This is a genomic window from Klebsiella sp. LY (assembly GCF_004010915.1).
Taxonomy (GTDB): domain Bacteria; phylum Pseudomonadota; class Gammaproteobacteria; order Enterobacterales; family Enterobacteriaceae; genus Klebsiella; species Klebsiella quasipneumoniae.
Window position 1 is genome coordinate 3908691 of record NZ_CP022444.1, and the last position, 14812, is coordinate 3923502.

Annotated in this window: 11 protein-coding genes; 8 read left to right on the plus strand and 3 right to left on the minus strand. The window is 64.1% G+C overall.

Going from position 1 to position 14812, the window contains the following annotated elements; translation table 11 throughout:
- Positions 1–39: 39 nt before the first annotated feature.
- Positions 40–1119 carry an efflux RND transporter periplasmic adaptor subunit gene (locus tag CE636_RS22145; RefSeq protein ID WP_004202498.1) on the plus strand — a complete coding sequence of 360 codons (1080 nt, stop codon included), beginning with the start codon at positions 40–42 and terminating at the stop codon, positions 1117–1119.
- A 13-nt stretch (positions 1120–1132) separates the two neighbouring features.
- Positions 1133–4225, plus strand: a complete 3093-nt coding sequence (locus CE636_RS22150; RefSeq protein ID WP_017899016.1) for an efflux RND transporter permease subunit — start codon at positions 1133–1135, stop codon at positions 4223–4225.
- 348 nt (positions 4226–4573) lie between these two features.
- Here CE636_RS22150 and CE636_RS22155 read toward each other — a convergent pair whose 3' ends face one another.
- Both CE636_RS22155 and CE636_RS22160 read right to left on the minus strand, forming a co-directional pair.
- Complete coding sequence (locus CE636_RS22155) at positions 4574–5293, minus strand: phosphodiester glycosidase family protein (RefSeq protein WP_017899017.1); 720 nt, start codon at positions 5291–5293, stop codon at positions 4574–4576.
- Between the two features lie 47 nt (positions 5294–5340).
- A complete protein-coding gene (locus tag CE636_RS22160; protein ID WP_004202501.1) occupies positions 5341–6456 on the minus strand; it encodes a YbdK family carboxylate-amine ligase in 1116 nt (371 codons plus the stop codon).
- A gap of 326 nt (positions 6457–6782) precedes the next feature.
- On the opposite strand from CE636_RS22160, the gene CE636_RS22165 reads away from it, so the two are divergent.
- The 6 genes from CE636_RS22165 to CE636_RS22190 all read left to right on the plus strand — a co-directional run bounded on the left by CE636_RS22165 (position 6783) and on the right by CE636_RS22190 (position 13722).
- Positions 6783–8450, plus strand: a complete 1668-nt coding sequence (locus tag CE636_RS22165; RefSeq protein ID WP_017899018.1) for an ABC transporter substrate-binding protein — start codon at positions 6783–6785, stop codon at positions 8448–8450.
- An 18-nt stretch (positions 8451–8468) separates the two neighbouring features.
- Positions 8469–9422, plus strand: a complete 954-nt coding sequence (locus CE636_RS22170; RefSeq protein WP_017899019.1) for an ABC transporter permease — start codon at positions 8469–8471, stop codon at positions 9420–9422.
- Between the two features lie 2 nt (positions 9423–9424).
- Positions 9425–10318, plus strand: coding sequence for an ABC transporter permease (locus CE636_RS22175; RefSeq protein ID WP_017899020.1), 894 nt, complete (start codon positions 9425–9427; stop codon positions 10316–10318).
- A 3-nt stretch (positions 10319–10321) separates the two neighbouring features.
- Positions 10322–11359 (plus strand): ABC transporter ATP-binding protein, encoded by a 1038-nt coding sequence (locus CE636_RS22180; RefSeq protein WP_017899021.1) that lies wholly within the window; start codon positions 10322–10324, stop codon positions 11357–11359.
- A complete protein-coding gene (locus CE636_RS22185; RefSeq protein WP_017899022.1) occupies positions 11349–12359 on the plus strand; it encodes an ABC transporter ATP-binding protein in 1011 nt (336 codons plus the stop codon). The genes CE636_RS22180 and CE636_RS22185 overlap by 11 nt, the downstream gene beginning before the upstream one ends.
- 94 nt (positions 12360–12453) lie before the next feature.
- Entirely contained in the window at positions 12454–13722 is a 1269-nt protein-coding gene (locus CE636_RS22190) for a Zn-dependent hydrolase (RefSeq protein ID WP_017899023.1), read from the plus strand.
- A 106-nt stretch (positions 13723–13828) separates the two neighbouring features.
- Here CE636_RS22190 and CE636_RS22195 read toward each other — a convergent pair whose 3' ends face one another.
- On the minus strand, positions 13829–14737 hold the full coding sequence (locus CE636_RS22195) for a DMT family transporter (protein WP_020481001.1): 909 nt from the start codon (positions 14735–14737) through the stop codon (positions 13829–13831).
- Positions 14738–14812: the final 75 nt, after the last annotated feature.

Here is a 14812-nt window from a genome sequence, read left to right on the forward strand (position 1 = left end):
CCTCGCCGCAGGCGCGCGTTACTGTCGCAAGGATCCCCTATGATTAAAACCTTCCGCTTTGCGCTGCTGGCTAGCGCCCTGGCCAGCAGCGCCCTGACGGCCACCGCCGCGCCGGCGGTGCCGGTCCGTGTCGCCACAGCCGAACTGGCTCCTCATGCTGAAGAACGCGCCATCCCCGGACGGGTCGAGGCAATCCGCGCCGTCGACATTCGCGCGCGCACCGAAGGGGTGATTGTTCAGCGCCACTTCCAGGACGGGCAGTATGTGACCGAGGGCGACCTGCTGTTTACCCTCGACGACGCACAGCCCCGCGCGGCGCTGGCCCTGGCGCAGGCCGAGCTGAAAAGCGCAGAGGCCTCATTACGCCAGTCGCAACAGCTGCTCACTCGCTACGAGCGACTCATCAACAACCACTCCATCAGCCGCAACGACGTCGACACAGCCCGGATGCAGCGCGACGTCGCCGCCGCCGCCGTGCAGCAGGCGAAAGCCCGCGTCGAGGCCCAGCAGATTGTGCTCAGTTATACCCGGATTGCGGCGCCGGTGACCGGACGGGTGGGCCACAGCGCCTTTCACGTCGGGACGCTGATTAACCCATCCAGCGGAGTGCTGGTGGACATTGTGCAGCTGGATCCGGTGCGGGTGTCGTTCGCCCTCGACGAAGCCGCGTTTTTCAGCAAAACCGGCCAGCATGCCGACATCCACGCTCTGAAGCAGGCGTGGCTGGCGCAGATTGACGTGGATGGCAAACGGCGCGATGGGGTGTTGACCTCCATCGATAACCGGATTGATGCCCGCACCGGCAGCGTGGCGGTGCGGGCGGAGTTCGCCAATCCGCAGCACCGTCTGCTGCCGGGGGGCAGCGTAACAATCCTGTTCCGTCCGCAGGAGCTGCAGTCACGGGTGATGATCCCGGCCGCCGCCGTGCAGCAGGATCCGCAGGGCTTTTTCAGCTGGGTGCTGAAGCCGGACCATACCGCCGGGCAGCGTCGTCTGACCCTCGCCGGGCAGCAGGGGCAGCAGTTTGCGGTTGAGAAAGGGCTGCAGGCGGGCGAGCAGGTGATCACCGACGGCGCGCAGCGTTTACGCGAAGGCGCCGCGGTACAGGTGCTGAACTAAGTAAGGAGAAGGGATGCTGACCTTTTTTATCCGTCGTCCGCGATTTGCCATGGTGATCGCGCTGCTGCTGACCTTTGTCGGCGCGGTGTCGCTGAAGCTGATCCCGGTGGAGCAGTACCCGGCGATCACGCCTCCGGTGGTGAACGTTACCGCCAGCTGGCCAGGCGCCAGCGCGTCAGACGTGGCGGAGGCTATCGCCGCCCCGCTGGAGACCCAGCTCAACGGCGTCGATCATATGCTGTATATGGAGTCCACCAGCTCGGATGAGGGAACGTACCGCCTGAGTATTACCTTCGCGGCGGGCACCGATGCCGACCTGGCGGCGATCGACGTGCAAAACCGGGTGTCGCAGGCGCTGGCGCAGCTCCCGGCGGAGGTGCAGCAGAATGGGGTCCAGGTACGCAAGCGCGCCAGCAACCTGCTGATGGGGGTAAGCCTTTATTCGCCGCTGGGCACGCTGTCGCCGCTGTTTGTCAGTAACTACGCCAGCACCCAGGTACGCGAGGCGCTGGCGCGCCTGCCCGGCGTCGGCGAGGTGCAGATGTTTGGCGCCCGGGATTACAGTATGCGCATCTGGCTGCGTCCGGACCGCATGAACGCCCTCAACATCACCACGGATGACGTTGCCCAGGCGCTGCGCGAGCAGAATGTGCAGGGCGCGGCGGGGCAGGTGGGCACCCCGCCGGTATTCAACGGTCAGCAGCAGACGCTGACCATCAACGGGCTGGGGCGTCTGAACGAGGCGGCCAGCTTTGGCGAGATTATCCTCCGCCGCGGCGCGCAGGGGCAGCTGGTTCGCCTCGCTGACGTGGCGACCATTGAGCTGGGCGCCCGCAGCTACAGCTCCGGCGCGCAGCTGAACGGTAAAGCCTCGGCCTATCTGGGTATCTACCCGACGCCCACCGCCAATGCCCTGCAGGTCGCCAGCGCAGTGCGCGCTGAGCTTAACCGCCTGCACACCCGCTTTCCGGCGGATCTCACCTGGGAGGTGAAGTTCGATACCACCCGCTTTGTGGCGGCGACGATCAAAGAGATCGGCGTCTCGCTGGCGCTGACCCTGCTGGCGGTGGTCGTGGTGGTGTCGCTGTTCCTGCAGAGCTGGCGGGCGACGCTGATCGTAGTGCTGGCAATCCCTGTGTCACTGATCGGCACCTTTGCGGTGCTCTATCTGCTGGGCTACAGCGCCAACACCCTCAGCCTGTTCGCGATCATTCTCGCCCTGACGATGGTGGTGGATGACGCCATTGTGGTGGTGGAGAATGTGGAAACCAAAATGGCGGAAGGGCTGGATCGCCTGCAGGCCACCGCCCAGGCGCTGCGGCAGATCGCCGGGCCGGTGATCGCTACGACCTTGGTGCTGCTGGCGGTGTTTGTGCCGGTGGCGCTGCTCCCGGGGATCGTCGGCGAGCTGTATCGGCAGTTTGCCGTGACGCTCTCCACCGCGGTGGCCCTGTCGAGCCTGGTGGCGTTAACCCTGACCCCGGCCCTCTGCGCGCTGCTGCTGCGCCCGCGTCCCGCCCGGCCGGCGGCGGTGTGGCGGGCGTTTAACCGTCTCCTCGACGGCACCCGCGACGGCTATGGCCGGCTGGTTGGCTGGATGAACCGCCGCCCCTGGCTGGCGCTGGCGGCGACGGTCGCGGCGGGCGCGCTGGTGGCGTTCAGCTTTAGCTCAATGCCGAAAGGCTTCCTGCCGCAGGAAGATCAGGGTTACCTGTTTGCCAGCGTGCAGCTGCCGGAGGCGGCGTCGCTGGAGCGTACCGAAGCGGTGATGGCCCAGGCGCGCAAGCTGCTGATGGCTAACCCGGCGGTGGAGGATGTGATTCAGGTGTCCGGCTTCAACATTCTCAACGGCACCAGCGCCGCTAACGGCGGGTTTATCTCGGTGATGCTCAAGGACTGGCATCAGCGGCCGCCGCTGGATACGGTGATGGCGGATATCCAGCGCCAGCTGCTGTCGCTGCCGGAGGCGACGATCATGACCTTCGCGCCGCCGACCCTGCCGGGCCTGGGCAATGCCTCGGGATTTGACCTGCGCATCCTGGCGCAGGCCGGTCAGTCGTCGGCGGAGCTGGAGCAGGTGACGCGGGAGATCCTTCAACTGGCGAACCAGCATCCGCAGCTGAGCCGGGTGTTTACCACCTGGAGCAGCAACGTGCCGCAGCTGACCCTGACGGTCGACCGCGATCGGGCGGCGCTGCTGGATGTGCCGGTGGCGCAGATCTTCAGCAGCCTGCAGACGGCGTTCGGTGGCACGCGCGCCGGCGATTTCAGCCTTAACAACCGTGTCTATCATGTGGTGATGCAAAATGAGATGCAGTGGCGCGAGCGGGCTGAGCAGATTAGCGAGCTGTACGTCCGCAGCCGCGACGGCGAGCGGGTGCGGCTGAGCAATCTGGTCACCATTACGCCGACGGTGGGGGCGCCGTTTATTCAGCAGTACAACCAGTTCCCGTCCGTGTCGGTGAGCGGTTCAGCGGCCGAGGGGGTCAGCAGCCGTACGGCGATGGCGGCCATGGAGCAGATTCTGCAGGCCCATCTGCCTCCGGGGTATGACTACGCCTGGAGCGGCATCTCCTGGCAGGAGCAGCAGACCGGCAATCAGGCGGTGTGGATCGTGCTGGCGGCGGTGGCGATGGCGTGGCTGTTCCTGGTGGCGCAGTATGAGAGCTGGACGCTGCCGGCGAGCGTCATGCTTTCGGTGCTGTTCGCCATCGGCGGAGCGCTGCTCTGGCTGTGGACGGCGGGCTATGCCAACGATGTGTATGTCCAGATAGGACTGGTGCTGCTGATCGCCCTGGCGGCGAAGAATGCGATTCTGATCGTTGAGTTTGCCCGCAGCCGGCGCGAAGAGGGATTGTCGATAGTCGACGCCGCGCGCGAGGGCGCCACCCGCCGCTTCCGCGCGGTGATGATGACCGCGGTGTCGTTTATTATCGGCATCATGCCGATGATGCTCGCCACCGGCGCCGGGGCGCAGAGCCGGCGGATCATCGGCACCACGGTGTTCAGCGGAATGCTGGTGGCGACGATGGTTGGCATCCTGTTTATTCCTTCGCTGTATGTGCTGTTTCAGCGTATGCGCGAGTGGGCGCATCGGCGGGGGTAAGCGCGGCGCTACCGGTCGGTAACGGGGATACTCCAGGCTGCAACGACTACCGGGCGGTCCCCTCTCCCTTTGGGAGAGGGGTAGGGTGAGGGTGGGTTTTGCGTTCACGTTGCGTTTGGGCGTGAGCCCCGCCTTATCTGCCGACCTCCGGTTAGCCGATTTCAGCGGGAATCGGCCCTGCTGCACGCCCGTAGATTTCAGGGGCCATATCATAGCGAACAGACTCTGTAGGCCCGGTAAGCGCAGCGCCACCGGGCAAGGACATCGGGCACGGCGGCAATACCTTGCCCGGCCTGCCGTTAATTTATTCACTCTCCTGGCTGGAATGGCCGCCCCCAAACGCGCCCGCTATTTCCTCTCCACCGTTATCATGGTCACGAACGGATGATATTGCCACGGCACGCTGCCGCCTTTGCGGTACATCTTCGACAGGGTGCCGTCGAGATAAAGCATCTGCCGCACCCCAAGCTTTGACTGCGCATAGCAGGCAAAATCATAGAAGTTGGTCTCGCGATCGCTGAGCATAAACACCACCCGGCCTTGCTTATCGATGCCAACCCCGTTGCGCAGTTTGCGCGAGCTGGCGGAGGGCTTCAGCCGCCAGTTGATGACGCCATTCTCAATCAGCATCGGGCCGGACTGCACCGCATAGCGGATGGCGGGAGAGCGTTTGTACGCCGGCAGCGGCACGATTTTCGCCCGGCCGTTCTCCACCAGGAATACGCCGCCGGGGCGGATAAAGAAGTTCCCGCCGCCGGCGGAGCGGTTTACCGGCGTCAGGCGTTTGCCGTCTTCGATATACAGCCCCAGCGGCGCGTAGGCCTTATCGTAAATGCCGCCGTTCATCGCCATCTGCACCCGGCCATCGCCATCGATACCCGCCAGCAGCGAACGCAGGGAACCCCAGGCTTTACCGTGCCGATCCTGCCAGTACATTGCAATGCGCTCTTTCTGCGCATCCACCCGATAGCTCTGCAGGGTTAGCGTCGGGTCGGTGAGGGTACAGGCGGCGCTGGCGACGGCGGCCAGGGGCAGCAGCGCCAGGGGGAGCAGGCAGCGTAATAACATGGGCAATCCTTTCTATGGTCTGCGCCGAGTATACCCGCCTCGCTGTCTTATGCCGCCCAAATCTCACAGTGTTTTTGCACCAGCCCGGAAAGCGAACCGCCGTTGGCGATAAACTCGCGCATCTGCTGCGCCTCGCTGTGCGGCGATTTCGCCTGGCGAACCACCGCCTCCAGCGCCGCCGTCGCCTTCAGCTGATGGGCGAAAGGAGCCAGCCGGTCGGCGAGCTGCAGGATCTCCTGGCGGATGCTGCGCTGCTCCCCGCTGCGCACGTCGGTAAGGGTCCCGTCCAGCCCGTAGCGGCAGGCCTGATAGCGATTAAAAGGATACAGCAGATAATCGTCAGGCTGGTGCTTAAAAGGACGCTCCGTCAACAGCCAGCAGGCCAGGGTCTGTATAAAGCCGGCGATATGGATCGCCTGGGCGAGGGTCAGGGGAGTGTCCATCACCCGCACCTCGACGGTCCCAAACTGCGGGCTGGGGCGAATATCCCAGTGCAGATCCTTCATGCTGTCGATCATGCTGGTGTAGCTCAGCTGGCGGAACAGGCGACGAAACCCCTGCCAGTCGGCCACCCACGGCATCGGACCGTTGTCGGGATAGGAGGAGAAGCGGTTGAGGCGCGAACAGGCGAAGCGGCTGTCGGTGCTGTCGAACCACGGCGAGGCGGCGTTGAGGGCGATGAAGTGCGGCACAAAGCGCGACAAGCCGTGCAGCAGATAGATGGCGTCGTCGCCGCTCTGGCAGCCGACGTGCACATGCTGGCCAAAGACCGTCGCCTGCTGCGCCAGATAGCCAAAATGCTCGACGGTTTTGACATAGCGCGGATTGTCGCTGATCTGCTGGCGCTGCCAGGCATGAAAGGGGTGGGAACCCCCGCCGCAGATCTGCAGATGATGATGCAGCGCCGCGCGCTGGACCGCCTGCTGGATGGCGCTGAGCTGGATTTGCGCATGGCTGATGTCGCGGCACACCCCGGTGGCGATCTCCAGCATGCTCTCGGTGATATCGTGCTTGGCTTCTCCCACGGTCAGCTCATGCTGGACGTCGGCAATCAGCGTCGAGGCATCCTGGCTGAGGTCGTAACCCGGCGGGTTCACCACCTGCAGCTCCAGTTCGATACCGAGGGTAAAAGGATCGGAGCGGTGAAAATCGGCTAAAGGCATAGTCTCTCCCGGTCGATGTGTTCCCTGAAGTATAGAAGGGATTGATCCCGACGGAGAATACGCCGCGGCGGAGGACGGGGATGAATAAAAAAGTGACGCAGAGTGATTATTTGAAATTTGCCATATAGCGACTGGTGCAATTCTGCAACATATTTCCCGCTGGCGGTGCGACGGAATAAGGTGCAATTATTTTCCCATAATTATCATGGTGATAATATAAGTCCTTCTTATTTTATCGGTCGGTTTCGGCCTATTTCCGCCCGCGCAAGAGCTGGTACGCATTTTGCCTGTTAATTCGTGACACTTTATTTAACAGGGATCATGTGATGCACAAAACAACGTTATTTTCGCGTGCCGGTCGTCTCGCCGTGGCGGTGAGCGGCGCACTGGCCCTGGCGGGCGCCGCCTTACCTGCCAACGCCTCCACGCTGCGGATCGCCATGACCGCCGCGGATATTCCGTTAACCCTCGGCCAGCCGGATCAGGGCTATGAGGGCAACCGCTTTACCGGCATCCCGCTGTATGACGCGCTGGTGGAGTGGGATCTGTCGCAAGGTGAAAAGCCCAGCGGTCTGGTGCCGGGGCTGGCGACCGAGTGGCACATCGATCCGCAGAACACCAGCCGCTGGATTTTCACCCTGCGTCCGGGGGTGAAGTTTCATGATGGGACGGAGGTGAACGCCGACGCCATCGTCTGGAACGTGGATAAGGTGCTCAATAAAGCAGCGCCGCAGTACGCCCCGGGGCAGATCGGCAACACCCTGTCGCGGATGCCGACCCTCACCGGCGCGGAGAAAATTGACGACCACACTGTGGCGCTGACCACCTCGGAACCGGACGCGCTGCTGCCGTACAACATCACCAACCTGTTTATTGTCTCGCCCACGGCGTGGCAGAAGCAGTATGACGCGGTGCCGGCCAGCGCGGGGGATAGCGCCGCGCGCAGCAAACAGGCGTGGACCGTCTTCGCCGCCCATGCGGTGGGCAGCGGCCCGTTCAAACTGGAGAAGCTGGTGCCGCGGCAGCAGCTGATCCTCGCGAAAAACCCCGACTACTGGAACAAAGATCGCATTCCCCGGGTGGATAAGGTGGTGCTGATCCCTTTGCCGGAGGCCAACGCCCGCACCGCGGCGCTGCTGTCGAAGCAGGTGGACTGGATTGAAGCCCCGGCGCCGGACGCCATCGATCAGATCAAGTCTCAGGGTTTTCACCTTTACGCCAACACCCAGCCGCACCTGTGGCCCTGGCAGTTCTCCTTTGAAAAAGGATCGCCGTGGCAGGACATTCGGGTGCGCAAAGCGGCCAACCTGTGTCTGAACCGCGCCGAGCTGAAGAGCTACCTCGGCGGCTACATGACCGAGGCCACCGGGGTCTACGAGGCCGACAGCCCGTGGCATGGCAAACCCACCTTCCAGATCAAATATGACCCGGACGCCGCCCGTCAACTGATGACCGAGGCTGGATACAGCGCCGGCAAGCCGCTGCACGTCACGGTGGCCACCTCGGCCTCCGGCTCCGGGCAGATGCAGCCCTTGCCGATGAACGAGTATATCCAGCAGAGCCTGAAGAGCTGCTTCTTCAATGTGGATATTAAAGTGGTGGAATGGAACACCCTGTTCACCAACTGGCGCCTGGGCGCCCGGGATCCCTCGGCAAAAGGGATCGACGCGATCAACGTCAGCGCCGCAGTCAATGATCCCTATTTTGGCCTGATCCGCTTCTCGACCGCCAAAGCGTTTCCGCCGGTGGCGACCAACTGGGGCTACTTCGCCACCCCAGAGACGGAAAAACTCGCCGCCGCCGTCAAGCACGCCTTTACCCCGGAAGCGATGAATAAAGCCGCCGGCGATCTGCACGCCGCGCTGGTGGATCAGGTGCCGTTCCTGTTTGTCGCCCACGACGTCGGGCCGCGCGCGATTTCGCCCGCGGTGACCGGAGTGGTGCAACCGCAGAGCTGGTTTATCGACCTCAGCCTGGTGAGCAAAAAAGAGTAATCGCGAAAGGGGCAACCGATGATCAATACGCTGCTATACCGCATTCTGCTGGCTATCCCCACCATGCTTGGGGTGGCGGTGATCTGTTTCATGCTGGTGCAGATCGCGCCGGGCGACCCGCTGGTGTCGGTGATGCCGCCGGACGCCTCGGAGGCGCTGCGCCAGACGCTGATGCAGGCCTACGGCTTTGATAAGCCGCTGCCTCTGCAGTTTATCCACTGGCTGTGGCGGGCACTGCACGGCGACCTCGGTATGTCGGTCGCCACCGGCCGCCCGGTGATAGACGAGGTGATGACCGCAGTGGCTTACTCCCTGCGCCTGGCGCTGCTGGCGACGGCGATCGGCTTCGTCCTCGGCAGCCTGTTTGGCTTTGTCGCCGGCTATTTTCGCAACAGCGTCATTGACCGTCTGGCCTCGGTGTTGTCGGTGTTTGGCGTCAGCGTGCCGCATTACTGGCTGGGGATGCTGTTGGTGATCCTCTGCAGCGTCAAGTTCGCGCTGCTGCCGGCCACCGGCGGCGGGCCGATAGGCGAGGTGGGCTGGCAATGGGACTGGGCGCACCTGCAGTTCATGCTGCTGCCGGCCATCACGCTGTCGGTGATCCCGACCGGGATTATCGCCCGCACCGTGCGCTCGCAGGTAGCCGATATCCTCAGCCAGGAGTTTATCGTTGGCCTGCGCGCCCGCGGCCTTAACGAATCGCGCATCTTTGTCCACGTCATGAAAAATGCCGCGCCAACCGCGCTGGCGGTGATGGGGCTGCAGGTGGGCTATCTGATGGGCGGCTCGATCCTCGTGGAGACCGTCTTCTCCTGGCCGGGGACCGGGCTGCTGCTCAACACCGCCATCTTTCAGCGCGACTTGCCCCTGCTGCAGGGCACTATCTGGGTGCTGGCGCTGTTTTTCGTGTTGCTCAACCTGTTGGTGGATATTCTGCAGGCCACCCTCGACCCGCGCATTAAGAGGAGCTGACCATGGTGGATACGGCAACGACGAAAGCGGTCCCGGCCGCGCCGGCCAACGCTTCCCGGCAAGGTTACTGGCGCGGCGTGCTGCGCCGCTTACTGCGCGATCCCGGCGGCGTGGTGGTGGGGGTAGTGATCCTGCTGCTGCTGGCCCTGGCGCTGTTAGGGCCATGGCTTATCGTCAAAGACCCCTATCAAACGTCAATGTTCCTGCGCCTGAAGCCCATCGGCAGCGACGGCTTCCCGCTGGGCTCTGATGAGCTGGGGCGCGACATGCTGTCGCGACTGATTCTCGGCACCCGGCTGTCGCTGTTTATGGGGATTGTCCCGGTGGTGTTCGCCTTTTTTATCGGCGGCGCCATCGGGATCATCGCCGGCTACATGGGCGGCAAAATCAATACCGTGATTATGCGCACCGTGGATGTGTTCTATGCCTTTCCCTCGGTCCTGCTGGCGATTGCGCTGTCGGGGGCGCTGGGGGCGGGCATCGACAATGCGCTGCTGTCGCTGACCCTGGTGTTTGTCCCGCAGGTGGCGCGGATTGCCGAGAGCGTGACCGCCCAGGTACGGCATATGGACTATATCGACGCCGCCCGGGCCACCGGCGCCAGCGCATTGACCATTATCCGCGTCCAGGTGCTGGGTAACGTGCTCGGGCCGATCTTCGTCTTCTCCACCGGGCTGATTTCGGTGTGCATGATCCTCGCCTCCGGCCTGTCGTTTCTCGGCCTCGGCGTGCGGCCGCCGGAGCCCGAGTGGGGGCTGATGCTCAATACCCTGCGCACGGCAATCTATACCCAGCCGTGGGTGGCCGCCCTGCCGGGCCTGATGATTTTTATCACCTCCATTTCGTTCAATATCCTCGCGGACCGCCTGCGTGCGGCAATGGCGATTAAGGAGTAAGCGATGCAACCCTTTATCAATATCGATCTCGGCGGGCCGGCGCAGCCGCTGCTGAAGGTCAATCACCTGCTGAAGTACTTCCGCGGCGGCAAAGGCCGGGAGGTGGTCCAGGCGGTGGACGATATCAGCTTCACGGTGATGAAAGGTGAAACCCTGGGGGTGGTCGGCGAGTCGGGCTGCGGCAAATCGACCACCGCCCGACTGCTGATGCAGCTGCTCACCCAGGACAGCGGCGAACTGATCTTCGACGGGCTGGAGGTTGGCTCGTCGCGTCTGCCCATGAAAGCCTACCGTCGCCAGGTGCAGATGGTTTTCCAGGATAGCTATGCCTCGCTCAATCCGCGCATGACCATGGAGGAGAGTATCGCCTTCGGCCAGCGCGTCCACGGCGTCAGCGCCAGAGAGGCCAGCGAATACGCCCGCTATCTGCTGGCGCACGTCGGCCTTGAACCGGCGCGCTTTGCCGACCGCTACCCGCATGCGCTCTCCGGCGGCCAGCGGCAGCGGGTGAATATCGCCCGCGCGCTGGCGATGAAGCCGCGGCTGGTCATTCTTGATGAGGCGGTGTCGGCACTGGATAAATCGGTGGAAGCTCAGGTGCTGCAGCTGCTGCAGGAGCTAAAACGCACCCTCGAGCTGACCTATGTGTTTATCAGCCACGATCTGCACGTGGTTCGCTGGCTGTCGGATCGGATCCTCGTTATGTACCTTGGCGAAGTGGTAGAGATCGGCCCGGCGGAGCAGCTGTTTACCGCCTCCGCCCACCCCTATACCCGGGCGCTGTTAAGCTCCATGCCCTCCATGGACCCGGAACACCGCACCCTGACCTCGCCGCTGAGCGGCGATCCCCCCAGCCCCATCGCGCCGCCGAGCGGCTGTCGCTTTCACACCCGCTGCCCGCATGCGAAGGCGGTCTGCGCCGAAGTGAAACCGCGGCTGGAGGCGGTCGGGGAGGGGCACCAGAGCGCCTGCCTGATGGCGCAGCCGGCCTCGCTCTGGCATCAGAGCATCCCCCTTAAGGAGGTCAGCCATGTCGGATAACGCCTTTGTCCATGTGCGCGACCTGCGGGTCGTCTTTCGCCGCGACGGGCAGACCATCAACGCGGTCAACGGGGTCTCCTTTGACGTACAAAAGGGGGAGGTGATGGCGCTGATTGGCGAGTCGGGTTCCGGCAAGAGCGTGACCCTGCGGGCGCTGATGCGCCTGCACCCGCCGGGGAGCAGTGAGCTCTCCGGCACCCTGCGGGTGGGTGACGACGCGGTGCTGACGATGAGCGCCAGCCAGCTGCGGCGCTACCGCGGCGGGCGCTGCGCGATGATTTTTCAGGAGCCGCTACTGGCCTTCGACCCGGTCTACACCGTTGGGCAGCAGATTATTGAAGGGCTGCGTCGCCACGAAGGGCTGTCGCGCCAGGCGGCCCGGGACAGGGCACTGGAGGCCCTGCGCCAGGTGCGCATTCCCAGCCCCGAGCGGCGGCTGGACGCTTACCCGCACGAGATGTCCGGCGGGATGCGCCAGCGGGCGATGATCGCCCTCGCGCTCTCCTGTAACCCGCAGCTGCTGCTGGCGGATGAGCCGACCACCGCCCTCGACGCCACGGTGCAAATCCAGATCCTGATCCTGCTGCGCGAGCAGCAAAAGCAGCGCGGGCTGTCGATCGTGTTTGTGACCCACGACATCGGCGCCGCGGTGGAGATCGCCGACCGGGTGGCGGTGATGTACGCCGGGCGGATCGTCGAGGAGGCTTCTATGAGTGAGATCCTGCGCCACCCACGCCATCCTTATACCCGGGTGCTGCTGGGCAGCCGGCCGAAAGAGGGGCTTAAGAAAGGCGATGCCCTGCACTGCATTCCCGGCGCGCCGCCGGATCTGGCGCGCTTGCCGCCCGGCTGCGCCTTTGCCGAGCGCTGCCCGCACCGTCGCCCGGTCTGCGAGCAGAGCCTGCCGCCGACGGAATCCGTCGCGGAGCGCCATGCGGTGAGTTGCCACCGCTGGCGCGAGCTGGCGATTGACGCCAACGCGCAGGCCCTGGCCGTCTGACCGGCGGCAACACACCACGATGAAGACCAGGCGCTGATGCCTTTTTTCCCACCGCCGGTTGCGCTGGCGGCGACCTTGATGTCAGGAGACCACCATGAGCTGTGATGTACTTTTTACCCCCGCCACCGACACCACCGGCTGGCGCATCAATGGCGACCGCCTGTGGGCGTCGTTAATGGATCTCGCGCAGATCGGCGCCACGCCGAAGGGCGGCTGCCGCCGTCTGACCCTCACCGACCTCGACCGTCAGGGGCGGGATCGGGTGATTGGCTGGGCGCGGGAGGCCGGGATGAGCGTCACCATCGATAAAATCGGCAATGTGTTTATGCGTCGGGAAGGGCGCAACCCCAGCCTGCCGCCCATCGTCTCCGGCAGCCATATCGACACCCAGCCCACCGGCGGCAAATTTGACGGCAACTACGGCGTGCTGGCGGCGCTGGAGGTGGTGCGCACGCTCAACGATCTGCAGATTGCCACCGAGGCGCCGATTGAGGTGGTGTTCTGGACCAACGAAGAGGGGTCGCGCTTTGTGCCGGTGATGATGGGCTCCGGGGTCTTTGCCGGGGTCTTCCCGCTGGAGGAGACCTGGGCCGTCACGGATAAAGAGGGCGTCAGCGTCGGCGAGGCGCTGGCGCAGATCGGCTATATCGGCGAGCAGACCCCGGGAGAGCATCCCGTCGGCGCCTATTTTGAGGCGCACATTGAGCAGGGGCCGATTCTCGAAGATGAAGCGAAAACCATCGGTATCGTGCAGGGCGTGCTGGGGATCCGCTGGTACGACTGCGTGGTGACCGGTCAGGCGTCGCATGCCGGGCCCACGCCGATGCGCCTGCGTCAGGATGCCATGCAGGTGGCGACCCGCATTATGCAGGAGGTGGTAGCCATTGCCGGACGCAGCGAAGAGGGACGCGGCACCGTCGGCAGCGTGCAGGTGTGGCCCAACAGCCGCAACGTGGTGCCCGGAGAGGTCACCTTCTCCATTGATATGCGCAATCTCAGCGATGCGCTGGTGGATGAAATGGATCGCCAGCTGCGGGCGTTTATCGCGGAGGTTGAGCGGGAAAGCGGTCTGCAGGTGGCCCTGAAGCAGGTGAGCCACTATCCGGCGGCGCCCTTCGATGGCGAATGCCAGCAGGCCATTGCCGATGCCGCGCAGCGGCTGGGCTACCCGGCGCGGCCGATCGTCTCCGGCGCCGGGCATGACGCAGTGTATATGAGCTACCTGGCGCCGACCGGGATGATTTTTATCCCCTGCAAGGATGGGATCAGCCATAACGAAATGGAGTATGCCTCGCCGGAGCACGTCGCCGCCGGCGCCAACGTGCTGCTGCAGGTGATGCTCCAGTACGCGCGGCCGCTGTAGGCGGTCGCCCTCCCCGGCGGGGCGACCTGTTTCCAGCCGTTTGTCATGCGGTAGCCCGGGTCAGCGGTTACGCCGCCGAAACCCGGGACGGCGGATGTAGGGGCGGTCAATCACTGCTCCTGCTCTCTGCGCTAACCCGCCGGCGGCCACATTTGCGCGAGCCCATTACGCACAGCACCACGCCGAGGGTAACCGCCAGCATCAAGGGGCTGACGGTTTCGTGCAACAGCGCCGCCGACAGGCCAAGCCCGAAGAACGGCTGCAATAGCTGGAGCTGGCCGACGGCGGCGATCCCGCCCGCGGCCAGCCCTTTGTACCAGAAGATAAAACCGATCAGCATACTGAAGAGCGACACATAGCCGAGCGCGGTCCAGGAGGAGGCCGATATGGCATGCCAGGACGCAGGCTGAACCATCAGCGAGGCGGGGAGCATCAACGGCAGGGCAATCATCAGCGCCCAGCAGATCACCTGCCAGCCGCCGAGCTCCCGCGTCAGCTTCGCCCCTTCCGCATAGCCGAGGCCGCAGGCGATAACCGCCGCAAGCATCAGCAGATCGCCGCTGAGCGACGTCGCCGCACTTTGCGTCAGGGAGAATCCCATCACCAGCAGACTGCCCAGCAGCGAAAAGATCCAGAAAGCGCGCTGCGGACGCTCGCCGCCGCGCAGCACGCCAAAAATAGCGGTCATCAGCGGCAGCAGACCAATAAACACAATCGAATGCGCCGAGGTGATGCGCTGCAGGGCCAGCGCCGTGAGCAGGGGAAAGCCGATCACCACCCCTGATGAGATGATGATCAGGGGGACAAGCTGCACCAGGCGCGGGCGTTTCTGGCGAAAGCCGACCAGCAAGGCGATGGCAAGCAGCCCGGCGATGGAGGCGCGCAGAAAGGTCAATAACAACGGATCCATATCCTGCACCGCCAGCCGCGTCGCGGGCAGGGAACCGCTAAAAATAATCACCCCCAGTAAACCATGAAACCATCCGGACCAGGGGCCGGGCGCCGATTTATCCAATATTGAATCTACCACGTTAACCTCGCGTTATCTGATTGGGCTGCGCCCGCTTGAGCATCGTCAGTGGCGATGGTA